Source organism: Ruegeria sp. CDSA236 (assembly GCF_059611285.1).
Genome location: NZ_JBXWPG010000001.1, coordinates 256,223 through 271,548, shown reverse-complemented (window position 1 = coordinate 271,548; position 15,326 = coordinate 256,223). Strand labels below are relative to the sequence as shown.

The following is a 15,326-nucleotide window of genomic DNA, read 5'->3' as shown; positions in this document are numbered from 1 at the left end:
CGCCTGTCTTCGCGTTATGTTGCGTTGGTTTATGCCATTGGCTGGTCTGCTTCAAGGCCGTGCACTCTTGCCCGTGGCGGGAACTCGCCCTAGGGTATCCCTCAATAGTTTCCAGGGGATGGAAATGAGCGAACGTGATGGCATCTTCGCAGGAACCGACCCATTTGCAATAGCAGGGCGGTGGCTGGGCGAAGCTGTGAAAAGTGAACCCAACGATCCTAACGCGATTGCACTGGCAACCGTGGGCGAAGATGGTATGCCCAATGTACGAATGGTGCTGTTGAAAGAGATCGAAGCCGACGCCTTCGTTTTCTACACAAATTACGAAAGTGCCAAGGCAGGCGAGTTGGACAATGCTGGCAAGGCGGCCTTCGTGATGCATTGGAAATCTTTGCGGCGTCAAGTCCGCGTTCGTGGTACAATCACGCGCGAGGATGGACCAAAGGCTGATGAATATTATGCCTCCAGGTCATTGAAAAGTCGGCTTGGTGCATGGGCGTCCAAGCAATCTCAGCCGCTTAGCAGCCGTTCCGCGCTGATGGCGGATGTGGCGAAAGTGACCGCAAGGCTTGGCCCTAACCCTCCGCGCCCTAAATTTTGGGGTGGTTACCGGCTTGTGCCGACGGAAATCGAATTCTGGGCAGACGGCGCATTTCGTCTGCATGACAGGTTCAGGTGGTGCCGGGATGACGCTGCTTCCGAATGGCAGATTCAGAGGTTGAATCCATGACGTTCACGTGTCGCGAATTGCAATGCGCAGATAACAAAGGGATTTTTCACCTTGAATTTGCGCGTCAATCCCATACACATCGGACCCTTAATAAAGTGAAAAAAAACGCAGTGGGACCACAGTGCCAGAAGATCTGAACAACATGTACCGCGTCCGAGGACACGTTAAATGGTTCGACCCTGCCAAAGGATACGGCTTTGTCGTATCGGATGAAGGTGGGCCGGATATTCTGCTGCACGTAAACGTTTTGCGTAATTTCGGTCAAAGCTCGGTTGCAGACGGGGCGGGCATCGAAATTATGACGCATCGCACTGATCGCGGTGTGCAGGCTGTCGAAGTCATCAGCGTCGATCCGCCAGCGCGCGCCGATACGATGATGCTCGCGGATTTTGCTGAACTTGATCCAGTTGAGATTGCAGCGGCCCCTTTGGTGGCTGCGCGGGTTAAGTGGTTCGACAAGGGCAAAGGGTTTGGCTTCGCTAATGTATTCGGGCGTGGCGAGGATGTGTTCCTGCATATTGAGGTTCTACGCCGTTCGGGGCTTGCGGATCTGCAACCCGGTGAAGCATTGGCCATGCGGGTCATAGACGGACAGCGTGGTCGGATGGCGGCCCAGGTTATGGCCTGGGAAGCAGCTATGGATGACTGATCTGTCATGGCAGGGCTTTTCAAGGTTCTGACTGTTGTCCTGTTACTTTGGGCCGGTGGCGCAGACGCCGCCTGTCGTACAGATCGTGTTAGCCTGAAAAATGATAAGTCCCAAATCGGCTTTGATATTGAACTCGCCGTGTCGCCACAGGAGCGATCGCGCGGACTCATGTTTCGAGAATCGCTTCCGGTACGTTCAGGAATGCTGTTTGTATTCGACCCGCCGCAACCTGTTGCGTTCTGGATGAAGAACACGCTGATTCCTCTGGACCTGATCTTCATAGATAAGACGGGTATGGTAACGAAAGTTCATCACAACGCGATTCCCGGTGATTTGACCCCCATCGGAGGGGGCGATTCGGTATTCGCGGTGTTGGAAATCAACGCTGGTCTCGCAGATCGTTATCTGATCACGCCCGGAACACAGATCCAGCACAAAGTTTTTTCACATGGTCCGGCAATTTGGCCCTGTTAGGGCTTTTCAAATCAGAACGGCACGGTTAGGAAGGCGCACGGTTCGGGGCGTGGCGCAGTCTGGTAGCGCACCTGTTTTGGGTACAGGGGGTCGTAGGTTCGAATCCTGCCGCCCCGACCACTTCTTCAAAAACTAAAATGGCGACCCACCCATCGTTCGATAGATGGCGCTAAGGGTTTTATCCAATTCTTTGCTTTCTACAGGGACTTTTGCAGCAGGCCCTGTTTCGCGCGGCACATTAAAAAAAAGATCCGCTTCAACCAGATAGCCACCTGCATTTTTTTCGGCGGTCAGCCGAGTCACACTTTTGGGTAGGTTCTGTGGATAGCCGTCATAATTGAGAATCAGGTAGGCTGTGGTCTTCGGAGGCAGAAGTTCCTGACACTCGAACTGACGATTTCCGATTTTCCTAAATTCCTCACCCGGGCCGTTGCATGATGTCTCGAACGTAGCAAATAACTTGTCGGGAAAGGCCGAGAACTGCGCGCTGCGCGATGTGGCGGGCGTTTCTTGTGGTGTGCAGGCCACGATTAGGGCAAACAGGGAAATTATTCGAAACGCGGTCATTGATCGGTCTGCCCTTTGTTGGATGTGCTTTTACGCGCACCTCTGAATAATGTCGAAATCGGCCGGATGCTGATTCTATTTCAACCTAGACATCTTAAGGCTGGTTTATCAAATCCCGATAAGTAAGCCGGAAAGAACGGTTAATCGTATTGCGGACTTGGCTAGGTGATGGCGAACCATAGCGGATAACTCTGTGGAGGAATCGGAAACTGTCCTTCACCATTTTGTCTGTGCGGATCGGTCAACATAAAAGATTCCAAAAATGGCGGAAAAAGGCCGTTGACGATCTATGTGTGAATACGCCAGATTGTATAGGCCGAAAGTGCTGCCACTAAATCTGGTAGAAAATCCAGAACGTGGCACAGGGCGAGGGCTGGAGAGCACATCATACTTACGTGCGTCCGTCGGAACGGGGTCACGCTGCTTCGGGCAGCGGCCGGTTTCCTGCGCCCAAGATTTTCGGTTAGGGCAGATGGTCCGTTTATTGGGATCAAAAGCCAAGGGACAAGTTGATTGAATCTAGGGCGGCGGACATGAAGATTGACAGAAAATTTACCAAATCGGGACAGGATGCTTATGCAGAGCTTAAGTTCGCTTCTGCGACGTCAGAAATCCGAAACCCGGATGGGACCATCGTTTTCCGCCTGGACGATATCGAGGTTCCTACCAGCTGGAGCCAGGTCGCAAGCGACGTCATCGCGCAGAAGTATTTCCGCAAGGCAGGCGTTCCGACCAAGCTGAAGAAGGTCAAGGAAAAGGATGTCCCTGAATTCCTGTGGCGTTCTGTTCCGGCTGAGGACGCTGAATTTGGGGGCGAAATCTCGTCCAAGCAGGTGTTTGACCGTCTTGCCGGCGCCTGGGCCTATTGGGGCTGGAAAGGTGGCTATTTCTCGACCGAGGATGACGCGAGCGCCTATTTCGACGAGATGCGTTATATGCTGGCGACTCAGCGCGCTGCGCCGAACAGCCCGCAATGGTTCAATACCGGCCTTCACTGGGCTTACGGAATCGATGGCCCGGCACAGGGGCACCACTATGTCGATTATAAGACAGGCAAGCTGACCAAATCGAAATCCGCCTATGAGCATCCGCAGCCGCATGCGTGTTTCATCCAGTCCGTAGATGATGATCTGGTGAACGAGGGTGGCATTATGGACCTGTGGGTCCGCGAGGCGCGCCTGTTCAAATACGGAAGCGGAACCGGGACCAACTTTAGCCACCTGCGTGGCGAGGGCGAGGCACTGTCGGGTGGCGGTAAATCTTCGGGTTTGATGGGCTTTCTCAAGATCGGCGACCGCGCCGCTGGCGCGATTAAATCAGGCGGCACGACCCGTCGAGCAGCAAAGATGGTCATCGTCGATGCAGATCACCCAGACATCGAGAAATTCATCGAATGGAAGGTGATCGAAGAGCAGAAGGTGGCCTCGATCGTTGCCGGATCGAAGATGCACGAGAAGATGCTGAACGGCATTTTCGAGGCCATCCGCAGCTGGGACGGCGCGCAGGAAGACGCGTATGATCCCAAGACGAATGACAGCCTGAAAAAGGCGGTTCGCCAGGCGAAAAATGTTGCGATCCCCGAGACTTACATCAAACGCGTTCTGGATTACGCCAAGCAGGGTCACGATAGCATCGAATTCCCGACCTACGATACGGATTGGGATTCGGAAGCCTACAGCTCGGTTTCGGGCCAGAACTCGAACAACTCGATTCGCGTAACCAACGCCTTCCTGACCGCTGTCGAGAAGGACGCGGACTGGGAGCTGGTCAACCGCACAAACGGGAAAGTCGCCAAGACCGTCAAGGCGCGCGACCTGTGGGAAAAGGTTGGCCACGCGGCCTGGGCCTGCGCCGATCCCGGCATCCAGTTTCACGACACAGTCAACGAGTGGCATACATGCCCCAAAGATGGGGAGATTCGCGGATCGAACCCGTGTTCGGAATATATGTTCCTCGATGATACGGCCTGTAACCTTGCGTCGATGAACTTGCTGACTTTCCTCAAAGATGATGAGTTCCAGGCAGTGGACTATATGCATGCCTCGCGCTTGTGGACTCTAACGCTGGAGATCTCGGTGACCATGGCGCAGTTCCCGTCCAAGGAAATCGCGCAGCTGTCCTATGACTTCCGCACTTTGGGTTTGGGCTATGCCAATATCGGCGGTCTGCTGATGAACATGGGCTATAGCTATGACTCGGATGAAGGCCGCGCGATCTGTGGCGCGCTGACCGCGATCATGACCGGTGTTGCCTATGCAACCTCGGCCGAGATCGCCGGCGAACTGGGGCCGTTCAATGGCTATGAGCGCAACGCCGATAACATGCTTCGGGTCATCCGCAACCACCGACGCGCATCTCAGGGTGTGACTGAAGGGTATGAGAAATTGGCAGTGAAGCCTGTACCTCTGGACCATGGCAACTGCCCGGATAAACGTTTGGTTGATCTGGCGATGTCAGCTTGGGACGAAGCGCTGAGCCTGGGTGAACAGAACGGTTATCGCAATGCGCAGGCCACTGTGATTGCGCCAACCGGAACCATCGGTCTGGTAATGGATTGCGACACCACTGGGATCGAGCCGGATTTTGCTTTGGTGAAGTTCAAGAAACTGGCCGGTGGCGGGTATTTCAAAATCATCAACCGCTCGGTGCCTGCAGCGCTGGAAAAGCAGGGGTATTCCTCGGCTCAGATTGAAGAGATCGTCAGCTACGCGGTTGGTCATGGCACCATCGGCAACGCTCCGGGGATCAACCACACCTCGCTGTCGGGTCACGGCTTTGGCCCCAATGAACTGGCCAAAGTGGATGCCGCGCTGGAAAGCGCCTTCGACATCCGGTTCGTGTTCAACCAGTGGACTCTGGGCGAGGATTTCTGCACCGGCGTTCTCGGCATTCCTGCGACCAAGCTGAATGACCCGACCTTCGATCTGCTGCGCCATCTGGGCTTTACCAAAGCGGATATCGACGCGGCCAACGACCACGTTTGCGGAACCATGACGCTGGAAGGTGCACCGCATCTGAAGGAAGAGCATTATTCGATCTTCGACTGTGCCAACCCGTGCGGCAAGAAAGGCAAGCGTTTCCTGGGTGTTGACAGCCACATCACCATGATGGCTGCAGCGCAGAGCTTCATTTCGGGTGCGATCAGCAAGACGATCAACATGCCGAATGACGCCACCATCGAGGATTGCCAGAAAGCTTATGAGCTGTCCTGGTCGCTGGGTGTGAAGGCCAACGCGCTGTATCGCGACGGCTCTAAACTGTCGCAGCCATTGGCAGCCGCGCTGGTCGAGGATGACGAAGAGGCAGCAGAAGTTCTGGAAACCGGGACGCCGCAGGAAAAAGCCGTCGTTCTGGCCGAGAAGGTGATCGAGAAGGTTGTGGTCAAGGAAATGATCCGCAGCCATCGCGAAAAACTGCCCCATCGCCGCAAGGGCTATACCCAAAAGGCGATTGTTGGTGGTCACAAGGTTTATCTGCGCACCGGTGAGTTCGAAGACGGCCAACTGGGTGAGATCTTCATCGACATGCACAAGGAAGGCGCGGGCTTCCGGGCGATGATGAACAACTTTGCCATCGCCGTGTCGGTTGGCCTGCAATATGGCGTGCCGCTGGAAGAGTTTGTGGATGCCTTTACCTTCACCAAGTTCGAGCCCGCCGGGATGGTACAGGGCAACGACTCGATCAAGAACGCGACGTCGATCCTGGATTACATCTTCCGCGAATTGGCCGTGTCCTATCTGGACCGCACCGATCTGGCCCATGTGAAACCAGAAGGCGCAAGCTTTGATGATCTGGGCCGGGGCGAGGAAGAAGGTGTCTCGAACGTGTCCGAGATCAGCGAAAGCGCTGCATCCAAGTCTTTGGAAGTTCTGAAACAAATCAGCTCGACCGGGTATCTGCGCAAACGGATGCCGCAGGAACTGATGGTTCTCAATGGCGGACAAACCGTGGTTAACGGTATGGCCGAAACCGCAGCCACATTCGAAGCGCCGGTGGCCGAAACCGCAGTAGCAACCGGAATGGATGCCCGCACCAAAGCCAAGATGCAGGGCTATGAGGGCGATCCTTGCGGTGAATGCGGAAACTACACGTTGGTGCGCAACGGCACCTGCATGAAATGCAACACCTGCGGCTCAACAAGCGGGTGTAGCTGAGTTAAGCGCCCCGGCAACCCGGGGCGCAGGGGTCGGAAGCTGTCACAGTTACCGGCCCCGACGAATACGGAGCAAGGCGCAGAGACTTACCTTCGATGCCTTGGTCCACTCGGCCGACATGCCCGTGTTGGCCGGGAACAGGGTGGGGCGGAATATTTGCTCTTTCCCACTCTTTCACGGAACGGGTGCGCTCGTTCCATGCGACGTCCAGGCCGCAGGCAAACAAAACACCGGGCGGTCAACGAATGGAGCCTGGATGGCGAAACTGACAGGGGGCTTCGGCCCCCTTTCTTTTTGCCTAAAAACGGCGAATTCGGCAGAGCCTCGCCGGATTACCCGTTTCCCGTCGGGCAAGAACCGCCGAGCGGGTTTGAGGGAATTTTGCCGAGCGACTGACCGCGGATGCGACTCTGGCAAACACGCGGAGTTTGGCGCGAAATCAAAGCGATTGAAATGAGCGGCTGACAACCGGTGGTGATTGCGTGTTCTTGATGCTTGTCCGGACACAAAACACACAAACTCTATCAGGAGGCATCACAATGAAACTGAATACTCTGGTCACATTTTCCGCACTTGCTTTTGCTCTGCCGACTTTGGCTGTCGCGCAGTCTGCGGCTGATACCAATGGGGACGGCGTTCTGACAATCGAAGAAGTTCAGGCCGTCGTGCCGGACGTTGACGCAAACGGATTTGCAGCAATGGATGCAAATGGCGACGGCGCGCTGGATCAGGATGAAATTGCAATCGCGCAGGAAGCCGGGTTGCTGCCGTCCACAAACGGCTGATCAACAAATTATCAAGGCGGCCGGACGAGAATTCTGGCCGCCTTTCTACGTGTTTATCGGGGTAGGTGAATGTTGAATTTACTGCGAATCTGCGCATCCAATGCCGGATCGAACTGTGCCGGCGAAGAGGTCGACAGGATTTCCAGTTTTCGCGCGGTCGCTTTTTCGATCAAGTCAGGTTTGCCAAGCTCGACCCATTCTTTCGGAGACGTTCGATCTCCATGTGCGGGGTACACATAATCGGCCTGCATGCGCCCAAGTGTGGCATCGGTTCCCAAATAGTGACCGGGCCCACCAAGGCAAACCTCGGCCATCTGATCCAATGCCAGTGTTTCGTCAGATACTTCGATCCCGCGGACGCAGCGCATCGCCTGTCCGATAAGATCATCCCCTAAGATCAGGCTTTCAAAGCAAAAACCCAACAGAGACGAGTGCATTCCAGCGGATTCATAAACCATGTTCAGGCCCGACAGGCCGGCCATGACGTTCGAGCACATCTGCTCCCATCCCGCTTGCATATCAGGCAATTTGGAATCCGATGCGCCTGCGGCGGCTCCGCCTGGCAGATCATAAAACTTGTGCATTTGGGCACAGCCTGCGCTGAGCAGAGCCTGTTCACCTGATCCTACGGACATTGCGCCTGTCCGAAGGTCCAACCCAAAGGGCCAGGTTCCAAAAATCGCCGGTGCACCTGGCTTTACGGCATTTACATAAACCAAACCGGCAAGACATTCTGCTGTCGCCTGGGCAATGGCGCCTGCGATTGTGGACGGAGCAGTTGCACCTGCCATTCCGGCCGAAAGAAGAAGAACAGGCATTCCTGCCTTGATGCATTCCTCCATCACCTGACAGCTTTCAGTGGCAAACTTCATGGGCGGTACGACAAAGCAGTTCGAGTTCGAGATGAATGGCCGCTCGCGCCACTTGTCTTCACCGCCTGCGATCATGTGGATTAACTCCATCGCTGGCGCGACATAACTAGGATCGGTGAATGATGTGCCGATATGCTTGTAAGTACCAGAACTACAAGCGTAAATCGTGTTCAGGTCCATCTCGAGATTGTCGGAAATATCGCGACAAACCATCGGGCGTTGGACAAAATGGATGTTGTCCAGCTGTTGGCAAATCCGCGCGGCATCGTGCAGATCCTGCACAGTCGAATCGCGGTATTCGCGGCCGTTGACTTCAACCATACTGACAGCGGCACCGGCGGTCCCGTAGTGAACCTTTGCCCCCGACAATTCCAGGTCAGTTTGACCATCCCGGCTGAACAAAGTGACCGAGCGGTTGGCTTTGGCAATAGTGTCTTCAACCAGCGCGCGCGGAAACCGGATGCGTCCGTCGTCGCCAAGTGTGCAGCCCGCGCCAACCAGATAGTCGATCCCGCTTTGCGGAGCATCCGCCAGACCTATGGTTTCAAGCGCCTGCAGCGCGGCCTCGTGAATGCGTTCGACTTGTGGCTGAGTCAGTGGCTTGTAGCGTCCGCCCTCCATTCCCGGGCGGATAGGGCGCAGATGATCAGGCAGAGCAGATGCGCGGGCAGCACGACGCGCAGCACGTCCGCCACTGCGGGAAGAGTTACGGGGTTGGTCGTTCATGTTTAGGATCCAATAGTGAGAAACGTATTTTGAGAGGCCTTACAAAAAGCCTGACGGCCGCCCCCTGGCAGCACGTCCCCGATCCGCGCCGATTGTGCGGCTGATCAGGTGGATTTTCCAAAATTCGTTCTGCATTTGGTTCCTCATCCAGTGGCCGCAGTGTTCCAATTCAGAACGGCATTATCTGTTCTATTTGCGACCTTGATGCCGAAAAGCGAAGCAAATTCTCAAGTGATTGTTGCCTAAAGATATTTTTACCCGAGGCGGTCGAAATCTGCTATAATTCCTGTGCTTACTTGAATTGGGCCTCTAGGCTAAACACTTTTTTAACGAATGCGGCCCAGTTTGTAGCAAATTGATCTGAATACTCGAAAGCATTGCTGAAAGGTTTTTGGTGAATCGTAGGAAGGTGCATATCGCATTAATTGTTGCTCTGGCGACATCCGGCTTCTCACCGGCTTTGGCCGAGGATTGGAGCGGTGCCTATGCGGGATTCAGCTTTGGCTATGCTGATGCAGACGGGCCGAATGGTTCAAGCGGCAGCGACACCACCTTTGGTCCTCATCTCGGGTATGACTTTGATTTCGGCAAGTTCGTGTTGGGTGGTGAGCTTGAGTATAACCGGCTGTCGCTGAATCTTGGTCAGGGCGAAGGCAGTCTGGATAGCATGACCCGGCTGAAACTGCGCGGCGGATACGATTTCGGTAATGCGTTGGGATATGTAGTTATCGGTGCGGCGCGCGTGGATTCCACGGTCGAAAACGATACCGCAGCGGTTTATGGCATTGGTGTCGCTTATCCGATTGGCAATAATTTCGTCATCAGCGGTGAGGCGCTGCGCCAGAATTTCAATGACGTTACCCGATCGAATGGGGGGCTGGATTCGAATGTGTTCAACCTGCGTACGACATTCCGGTTTTAGCAAGATTTCCAGATTGAATATGATCTGAGCTGCCGAATTCACGACCAAGAAGGTCAGGTGTTTGCGGAACATGGCGTCAATTTCCTATTCCAATTCAAGGCGTTCGCCAATCACTCCCTGGTCATGATAGAACGTAAGGCTTGGCGCGGCGGGATAGCCGTGCTAGAGGATGATCCATGAACCGGATGACCTGCATCATTATCTGCTGCATTACCTGCTGATTTATCAAGCGGGCCGGTTTCTTTCGTTTTCTTCCCTGAGACAAGTTGCTAAGCCCGCGCCAACGCGAGACGCTATGCCGTTCTTAGGAGCCGACAGATGAAGACGATCAAACTGCACAACACACGGACACGGACAAAAGAGGATTTCGTTCCGATCAGCGCCGACAATGTGCGGATGTATGTCTGTGGGCCTACCGTCTATGACCGTGCCCATCTGGGTAACGCGCGGCCCGTGGTCGTGTTTGATGTGCTCTATCGTTTGCTGCGGCATGTTTATGGCGCAGATCATGTGACCTATGTGCGCAATTTCACCGATGTGGACGACAAGATCAACGCGACCGCGTTGTCTCGACAGAAGGCAGGGGCCAAAGGGTCGCTGGAGGATTTGGTGCAGGAACGATCGGATGAGACCATTGGCTGGTATCTGCACGACATGGGCGCGCTGGGGGCGTTGGAGCCGACCGAGATGCCGCGCGCGACGCAATATATTACTCAGATGGTCGCGATGATCGAGGATCTGATTGCCAAGGGTCACGCCTATGCGGCCGAAGGGCATGTTCTGTTCGCGGTGGACAGTTGGAAAGAGCAATACGGAGCCCTGTCCGGTCGGTCCGTGGATGACATGATCGCGGGTGCCCGGGTCGAAGTTGCGCCGTATAAGAAGAACCCGATGGATTTCGTTCTGTGGAAGCCGTCTACCGACGAGTTGCCCGGGTGGGAGTCTCCTTGGGGCCGAGGGCGTCCGGGTTGGCATATCGAATGCTCGGCCATGAGCTATGAGCTGTTGGGTGAGAGCTTTGACATTCACGGCGGTGGCAACGATTTGATGTTCCCGCACCATGAAAACGAGATCGCCCAGAGCAAATGCGCCCACCCGCATGGCGAGTTTGCGCGCGTTTGGCTGCACAATGAGATGCTGCAAGTCGAAGGCAAGAAGATGTCCAAATCGCTGGGCAATTTCTTCACCGTGCGTGATCTGTTGGAACAGGGCGTGCCGGGTGAGGTGATCCGCTTTGTGTTCTTGCAGACCCATTATCGCAAGCCGATGGACTGGACTGAGAAAAAGGCACGCGAAGCCGAAGCAACGCTGCGCAAGTGGCGGGCGCTGACAGCGGGCATCGAGCCCGCCGCCAGCGCGGCACCCGCAGTCATCGCTGCGCTCAGTGATGACCTGAACACGGCGGGTGCCCTCGCTGAACTCCACCGTCTTGCGGCGGATGGGGACGTTGCCGGTTTGTTGGCTAGCGGGCGGTTGCTGGGTCTGTTGACCCCTGAGATGGGGGCGTGGGCAGACACGGCATCGGTGGACCTGTCCGCACATGCGGACCGGTTGGCGGACGCACGGGCAGGGGCGATGCAGAGCAAGGACTTCTCGGAAGTGGATCGCTTGAAGGCCGCATATGTGGCCGCTGGTCTGGAAGTGCGGATGAGCAAAGATGGCGTTGAACTGGTGCCCGGCGCTGGTTTCGATGCTGCGAAGCTGGAGGAGGTGTGATGCCCAAGGAACGCCTTTACCTCTACGACACCACGCTGCGCGATGGGCAGCAGACGCAGGGCGTGCAGTTCTCGACCGCTGAGAAGGTGCAGATCGCGCAGGCTCTGGACGAGTTGGGTGTGGATTACATCGAAGGCGGTTGGCCTGGGGCGAACCCAACTGACAGTGCGTTTTTTGATGCCGCGCCGAAGACTGAAGCGCGGTTGACCGCTTTTGGGATGACCAAACGCGCGGGCCGGTCGGCTGAGAATGACGATGTTCTTGCGGCGGTGATGAACGCAGGCACAAAGGCAGTGTGTCTTGTGGGCAAGTCGCATGATTACCACGTGACCCAGGCGCTGGGGATCACTCTGGAGGAGAATGTCGAGAACGTGCGCGCCTCGGTTGCGCATATCGTGGCGCAGGGGCGTGAGGCGCTTTTTGACGCCGAGCATTTCTTTGACGGCTACAGGGACAATCCCGGATATGCGGTCCAGGTTTGCAAGGCCGCTTTAGAGGCCGGAGCTCGCTGGGTTGTTCTGTGTGACACCAATGGGGGTGCATTGCCCGGTGAAGTGTCGCGGGTTGTATCCGAGGTGATTGCCGCAGGCTTGTCAGGTGATCGTTTGGGCATTCATACCCATAATGACACGGAAAACGCAGTTGCGTGCTCGCTCGCTGCTGTGGATGCGGGCGTGCGTCAGGTTCAGGGAACCCTGAACGGGTTGGGCGAACGCTGCGGGAATGCAAACCTGACTGCTTTGATCCCCACTTTGCTGCTGAAAGAACCTTATGTGTCGCAGTTTGATATTGGGGTCAGCGTCGAGGCCTTGGCGGGTCTGACACGGGTCAGCCGTATGTTGGACGAAATCCTGAACCGGGTTCCCAGCAAGCAGGCGGCCTATGTGGGGGCGTCTGCTTTTGCGCATAAGGCAGGGCTGCATGCCAGCGCGATCCTGAAGGATCCGTCGACGTACGAACATGTCGATCCGGCGACTGTCGGCAATGCACGGATCATCCCGATGTCGAACCAGGCGGGGCAGTCGAATCTGCGTAAACGCCTGACTGAGGCCAGCCTGAGCGTGGAAAGTGGTGATCCGGCGCTGGGGCGCATTCTTGACCGGATCAAGCAGCGCGAGGCCGAAGGCTATTCTTATGACACCGCCCAGGCCAGTTTTGAGCTGTTGGCGCGCGATGAGCTGGGTCAGTTGCCCGCCTTTTTCGAGGTCAAACGCTATAAGGTCACGGTTGAGCGGCGGAAGAACAAGTATGACAAGATGGTCAGCCTGTCCGAGGCGGTTGTCGTGGTGAAGGTCGACGGGGAAAAGAAGCTGTCGGTCAGTGAATCTCTGGACGAAGATGGCAGCGACCGAGGACCAGTGAACGCTTTGGCCAAGGCTCTGGCCAAGGATCTGGGGCAATATTCGCGGATATTGGACGACATGCATCTGGTCGATTTCAAGGTGCGGATCACCCAAGGTGGAACCGAGGCCGTGACGCGGGTCATCATCGACAGCGAAGACGGGCAGGGGCGGCGCTGGTCAACTGTCGGGGTCAGCGCGAACATAGTGGATGCGTCGTTTGAGGCCCTATTGGATGCGATCCAGTGGAAGCTTGTACGGGATTGCCGTCCTCGGGCGGTGGTGGCCGAGTGACAGTGCAGTTCAATGACGATCTGAAGGCCTGTGCTGCATTGGTGCATCGCGCCGATCCGGACCGGTTCATGGCGGCGATGGCCGCGCCGGTTTCCGCACGTTCGGTTCTGTTTCCGATCTATGCGCTGAATGTCGAGGTCGCCCGAGCGCCCTGGGTCACGCAAGAGGCGATGATTGCCGAAATGCGCCTGCAATGGTGGCGCGATGCATTGCAGGAAATTGCTGAAGGTCCGACTGTGCGTCGACATGAGGTCGTGACGCCTTTATCGCAGGTTCTTTCTCCACATCTGGCGGTGATGCTGGATGAATACGTGGCCGTAAGGCGCTGGGATATTTATCGCGATCCTTTTGAGGACGAGGCCCATTTCGAGACCTACCTAAATCACAGCTCGGCCAGTTTGATGGTGGCGTCGGCGCAATCTTTGGGTGAGGCCGACGAGCCTGTGTTACGAGATTTCGGCTATGCCGTTGGCGTGGCGAACTGGTTGCGCGCAATCCCGGATCTTGAGGCGCGCGGGCGTATTCCTTTGTTGGATGGAACACCCGATGCAGTGCGCGATCTGGCGCAAAAGGCACTGAACCGGTTACGGCGCGCACAGGGACAGCGTCTGGCGATTTCACCAGAGGCGCGCCCGGCGCTTTTGGCGGGTTGGCAATCTGAATGGGTGTTGCGCAAGGCGATTGCTCAGCCAGATCGCGTGGCCGCAGGGAATTTGATGCAGGGTGAGGTTCGGCGCCGGGTTTCCCTGATGTGGAAGGTGGTCCGGGGTCGCTGGTAGACCTCAGACCGTTTCGGGATCGGACGGGCGCAGAACCAACCAAAGCAATGCGCCCCCGGCCAGAGTCAACAATGGAACCATGGCAAGGTTTACCGCGGTCCAGCCTTCAACCGGTGAGCCGCCAGAGCAGTTCATCAATCCACCCGAAGCAAGCGAAGCCAGTGTTACACCACCGAATACCAGCAGGTCGTTCAGACCCTGCATACGGCCACGCTCGTTGATGTCATGCGATGCCGCCAACATGGTGGTCGCGCCAATAAAGCCAAAATTCCAACCGACGCCCAGCAAGATCAGAGCGATGAAGAAGTTCTCAAGCTCAACCCCTTGCAAGGCGACAACGCCAGCACCGGCAAGGATTGCGAGACCAAGAGCTACGATCTTTTCGACGCCGAAACGGGCAATCAACTGGCCGGTGAAGAAACTGGGGATGTACATGGCGAGAACGTGAAAAGAGACCACATCTGCCGCGTCATTGGCTGTGTAGCCACAACCAACCACTGCCAGCGGAGTGGATGTCATGACCAGATTCATCAACGCATAAGAAACCATTGCGCAGATGATGGCCACGGCGATGCGCGGCGTCTTTAGCATCTCAAGCCGGGTGCGTCCGGTCGGGGCCCCCTCAGCGGCTTTTGCAGGCGTGGGGATGTCCAGAAAGAAAAACAAGACCGAGCCCAGAATGTTGAGCACAATCACCGCCAGATAGGTGCCCAGGAATGGGATCACATAGGCGGTAGAGGTCAGCTTAACGATTTGGGGGCCAATGAGCGCGGCGGCCAGACCGCCGGCCATGACGTATGAGATTGCCTTAGGGCGAAAGGCGTCCGAGGCTGTGTCCGCGGCGGCAAAGCGATAGAATCCGTGCGCGCTCATATAGATGCCGGTCAGCAGACTGCCCGCCAGGAAGACCGGGAACGAGGCCAGATACAAACCGTAGGCACCAACCAGACCCCCGCAAGCACCTGCCGTTGCCCCAACCAGAAACCCTGCGCGCCGTCCCCAGCGTTGCATTATGGCGGAAATCGGCGTTGCCGCCAGCATTGACCCCAGCACGATCAGCGAGATGGGTAGGGTTGCGAGACAGGCATTGGTGGCCAGCGACTGCCCGGCCAGACCGCCAACAATAAAGATCATCGGCATCTGCGATCCCAGAACGGCCTGAGCTGCGACCAGAACAGCGACATTGCGCTTGGCCTGACTGTTATCCGGGATCGTGGGAGTCATTGTCATGCGCCAATGCGTAGCGATGAAAGCCGGGTCATACAAGACGGTTGCATCTGCGACAAAGCACCCTAACGTGCTGCTGACCAAATTGCCG

12 protein-coding genes and 1 tRNA gene are annotated in these 15,326 nt (G+C 56.3%); 10 read left to right on the top strand and 3 right to left on the bottom strand.

The window, feature by feature from the left end:
* Positions 1-124: 124 nt before the first annotated feature.
* The 4 genes from pdxH to AC2FLB_RS01400 all read left to right on the top strand — a co-directional run bounded on the left by pdxH (position 125) and on the right by AC2FLB_RS01400 (position 1,973).
* Complete coding sequence (gene pdxH / locus AC2FLB_RS01415) at positions 125-730, top strand: pyridoxamine 5'-phosphate oxidase (RefSeq protein ID WP_496691194.1); 606 nt, start codon at positions 125-127, stop codon at positions 728-730.
* Positions 731-872: 142 nt separating this feature from the next.
* Entirely contained in the window at positions 873-1,379 is a 507-nt protein-coding gene (locus tag AC2FLB_RS01410) for a cold-shock protein (RefSeq protein ID WP_282021219.1), read from the top strand.
* Between the two features lie 6 nt (positions 1,380-1,385).
* Complete coding sequence (locus tag AC2FLB_RS01405) at positions 1,386-1,853, top strand: DUF192 domain-containing protein (protein ID WP_281972048.1); 468 nt, start codon at positions 1,386-1,388, stop codon at positions 1,851-1,853.
* A gap of 43 nt (positions 1,854-1,896) precedes the next feature.
* A tRNA-Pro gene (locus tag AC2FLB_RS01400) sits at positions 1,897-1,973 on the top strand.
* Positions 1,974-1,985: 12 nt separating this feature from the next.
* On the opposite strand, the gene AC2FLB_RS01395 is transcribed toward AC2FLB_RS01400, so the two are convergent.
* Positions 1,986-2,420, bottom strand: a complete 435-nt coding sequence (locus AC2FLB_RS01395; RefSeq protein WP_496675753.1) for a hypothetical protein — start codon at positions 2,418-2,420, stop codon at positions 1,986-1,988.
* A 533-nt stretch (positions 2,421-2,953) separates the two neighbouring features.
* Between AC2FLB_RS01395 and AC2FLB_RS01390 the strand changes: the two genes are divergently transcribed.
* Positions 2,954-6,574 (top strand): vitamin B12-dependent ribonucleotide reductase, encoded by a 3,621-nt coding sequence (locus AC2FLB_RS01390; protein ID WP_496708484.1) that lies wholly within the window; start codon positions 2,954-2,956, stop codon positions 6,572-6,574.
* Between the two features lie 539 nt (positions 6,575-7,113).
* Positions 7,114-7,359 (top strand): EF-hand domain-containing protein, encoded by a 246-nt coding sequence (locus tag AC2FLB_RS01385; protein ID WP_271947247.1) that lies wholly within the window; start codon positions 7,114-7,116, stop codon positions 7,357-7,359.
* A gap of 53 nt (positions 7,360-7,412) precedes the next feature.
* On the opposite strand, the gene AC2FLB_RS01380 is transcribed toward AC2FLB_RS01385, so the two are convergent.
* Positions 7,413-8,957, bottom strand: a complete 1,545-nt coding sequence (locus AC2FLB_RS01380) for a trimethylamine methyltransferase family protein (protein WP_142633641.1) — start codon at positions 8,955-8,957, stop codon at positions 7,413-7,415.
* A 394-nt stretch (positions 8,958-9,351) separates the two neighbouring features.
* On the opposite strand from AC2FLB_RS01380, the gene AC2FLB_RS01375 reads away from it, so the two are divergent.
* The 4 genes from AC2FLB_RS01375 (at position 9,352) to AC2FLB_RS01360 (ending at position 14,008) form a co-directional block, all read left to right on the top strand.
* Positions 9,352-9,879, top strand: a complete 528-nt coding sequence (locus AC2FLB_RS01375; protein ID WP_282021221.1) for an outer membrane protein — start codon at positions 9,352-9,354, stop codon at positions 9,877-9,879.
* Positions 9,880-10,197: 318 nt separating this feature from the next.
* A complete protein-coding gene (cysS, locus tag AC2FLB_RS01370; RefSeq protein ID WP_496691197.1) occupies positions 10,198-11,595 on the top strand; it encodes a cysteine--tRNA ligase in 1,398 nt (465 codons plus the stop codon).
* Entirely contained in the window at positions 11,595-13,229 is a 1,635-nt protein-coding gene (gene cimA, locus AC2FLB_RS01365; RefSeq protein ID WP_496700412.1) for a citramalate synthase, read from the top strand. The genes cysS and cimA overlap by 1 nt, the downstream gene beginning before the upstream one ends.
* Positions 13,230-13,231: 2 nt before the next feature.
* Positions 13,232-14,008, top strand: a complete 777-nt coding sequence (locus AC2FLB_RS01360) for a squalene/phytoene synthase family protein (RefSeq protein ID WP_496708670.1) — start codon at positions 13,232-13,234, stop codon at positions 14,006-14,008.
* Between the two features lie 3 nt (positions 14,009-14,011).
* Here AC2FLB_RS01360 and AC2FLB_RS01355 read toward each other — a convergent pair whose 3' ends face one another.
* A complete protein-coding gene (locus AC2FLB_RS01355) occupies positions 14,012-15,238 on the bottom strand; it encodes an MFS transporter (protein ID WP_496708483.1) in 1,227 nt (408 codons plus the stop codon).
* Positions 15,239-15,326: the final 88 nt, after the last annotated feature.

Bases quoted from the DNA above. Each gene is read 5' to 3' on its own strand.
- pdxH (WP_496691194.1), top strand. From the start codon at position 125: ATGAGCGAACGTGATGGCATCTTCGCAGGAACCGACCCATTTGCAATA.
- AC2FLB_RS01410 (WP_282021219.1), top strand. From the start codon at position 873: ATGTACCGCGTCCGAGGACACGTTAAATGGTTCGACCCTGCCAAAGGA.
- AC2FLB_RS01405 (WP_281972048.1), top strand. From the start codon at position 1,386: ATGGCAGGGCTTTTCAAGGTTCTGACTGTTGTCCTGTTACTTTGGGCC.
- AC2FLB_RS01395 (WP_496675753.1), bottom strand. From the start codon at position 2,420: ATGACCGCGTTTCGAATAATTTCCCTGTTTGCCCTAATCGTGGCCTGC.
- AC2FLB_RS01390 (WP_496708484.1), top strand. From the start codon at position 2,954: ATGAAGATTGACAGAAAATTTACCAAATCGGGACAGGATGCTTATGCA.
- AC2FLB_RS01385 (WP_271947247.1), top strand. From the start codon at position 7,114: ATGAAACTGAATACTCTGGTCACATTTTCCGCACTTGCTTTTGCTCTG.
- AC2FLB_RS01380 (WP_142633641.1), bottom strand. From the start codon at position 8,957: ATGAACGACCAACCCCGTAACTCTTCCCGCAGTGGCGGACGTGCTGCG.
- cysS (WP_496691197.1), top strand. From the start codon at position 10,198: ATGAAGACGATCAAACTGCACAACACACGGACACGGACAAAAGAGGAT.
- cimA (WP_496700412.1), top strand. From the start codon at position 11,595: ATGCCCAAGGAACGCCTTTACCTCTACGACACCACGCTGCGCGATGGG.
- AC2FLB_RS01355 (WP_496708483.1), bottom strand. From the start codon at position 15,238: ATGACAATGACTCCCACGATCCCGGATAACAGTCAGGCCAAGCGCAAT.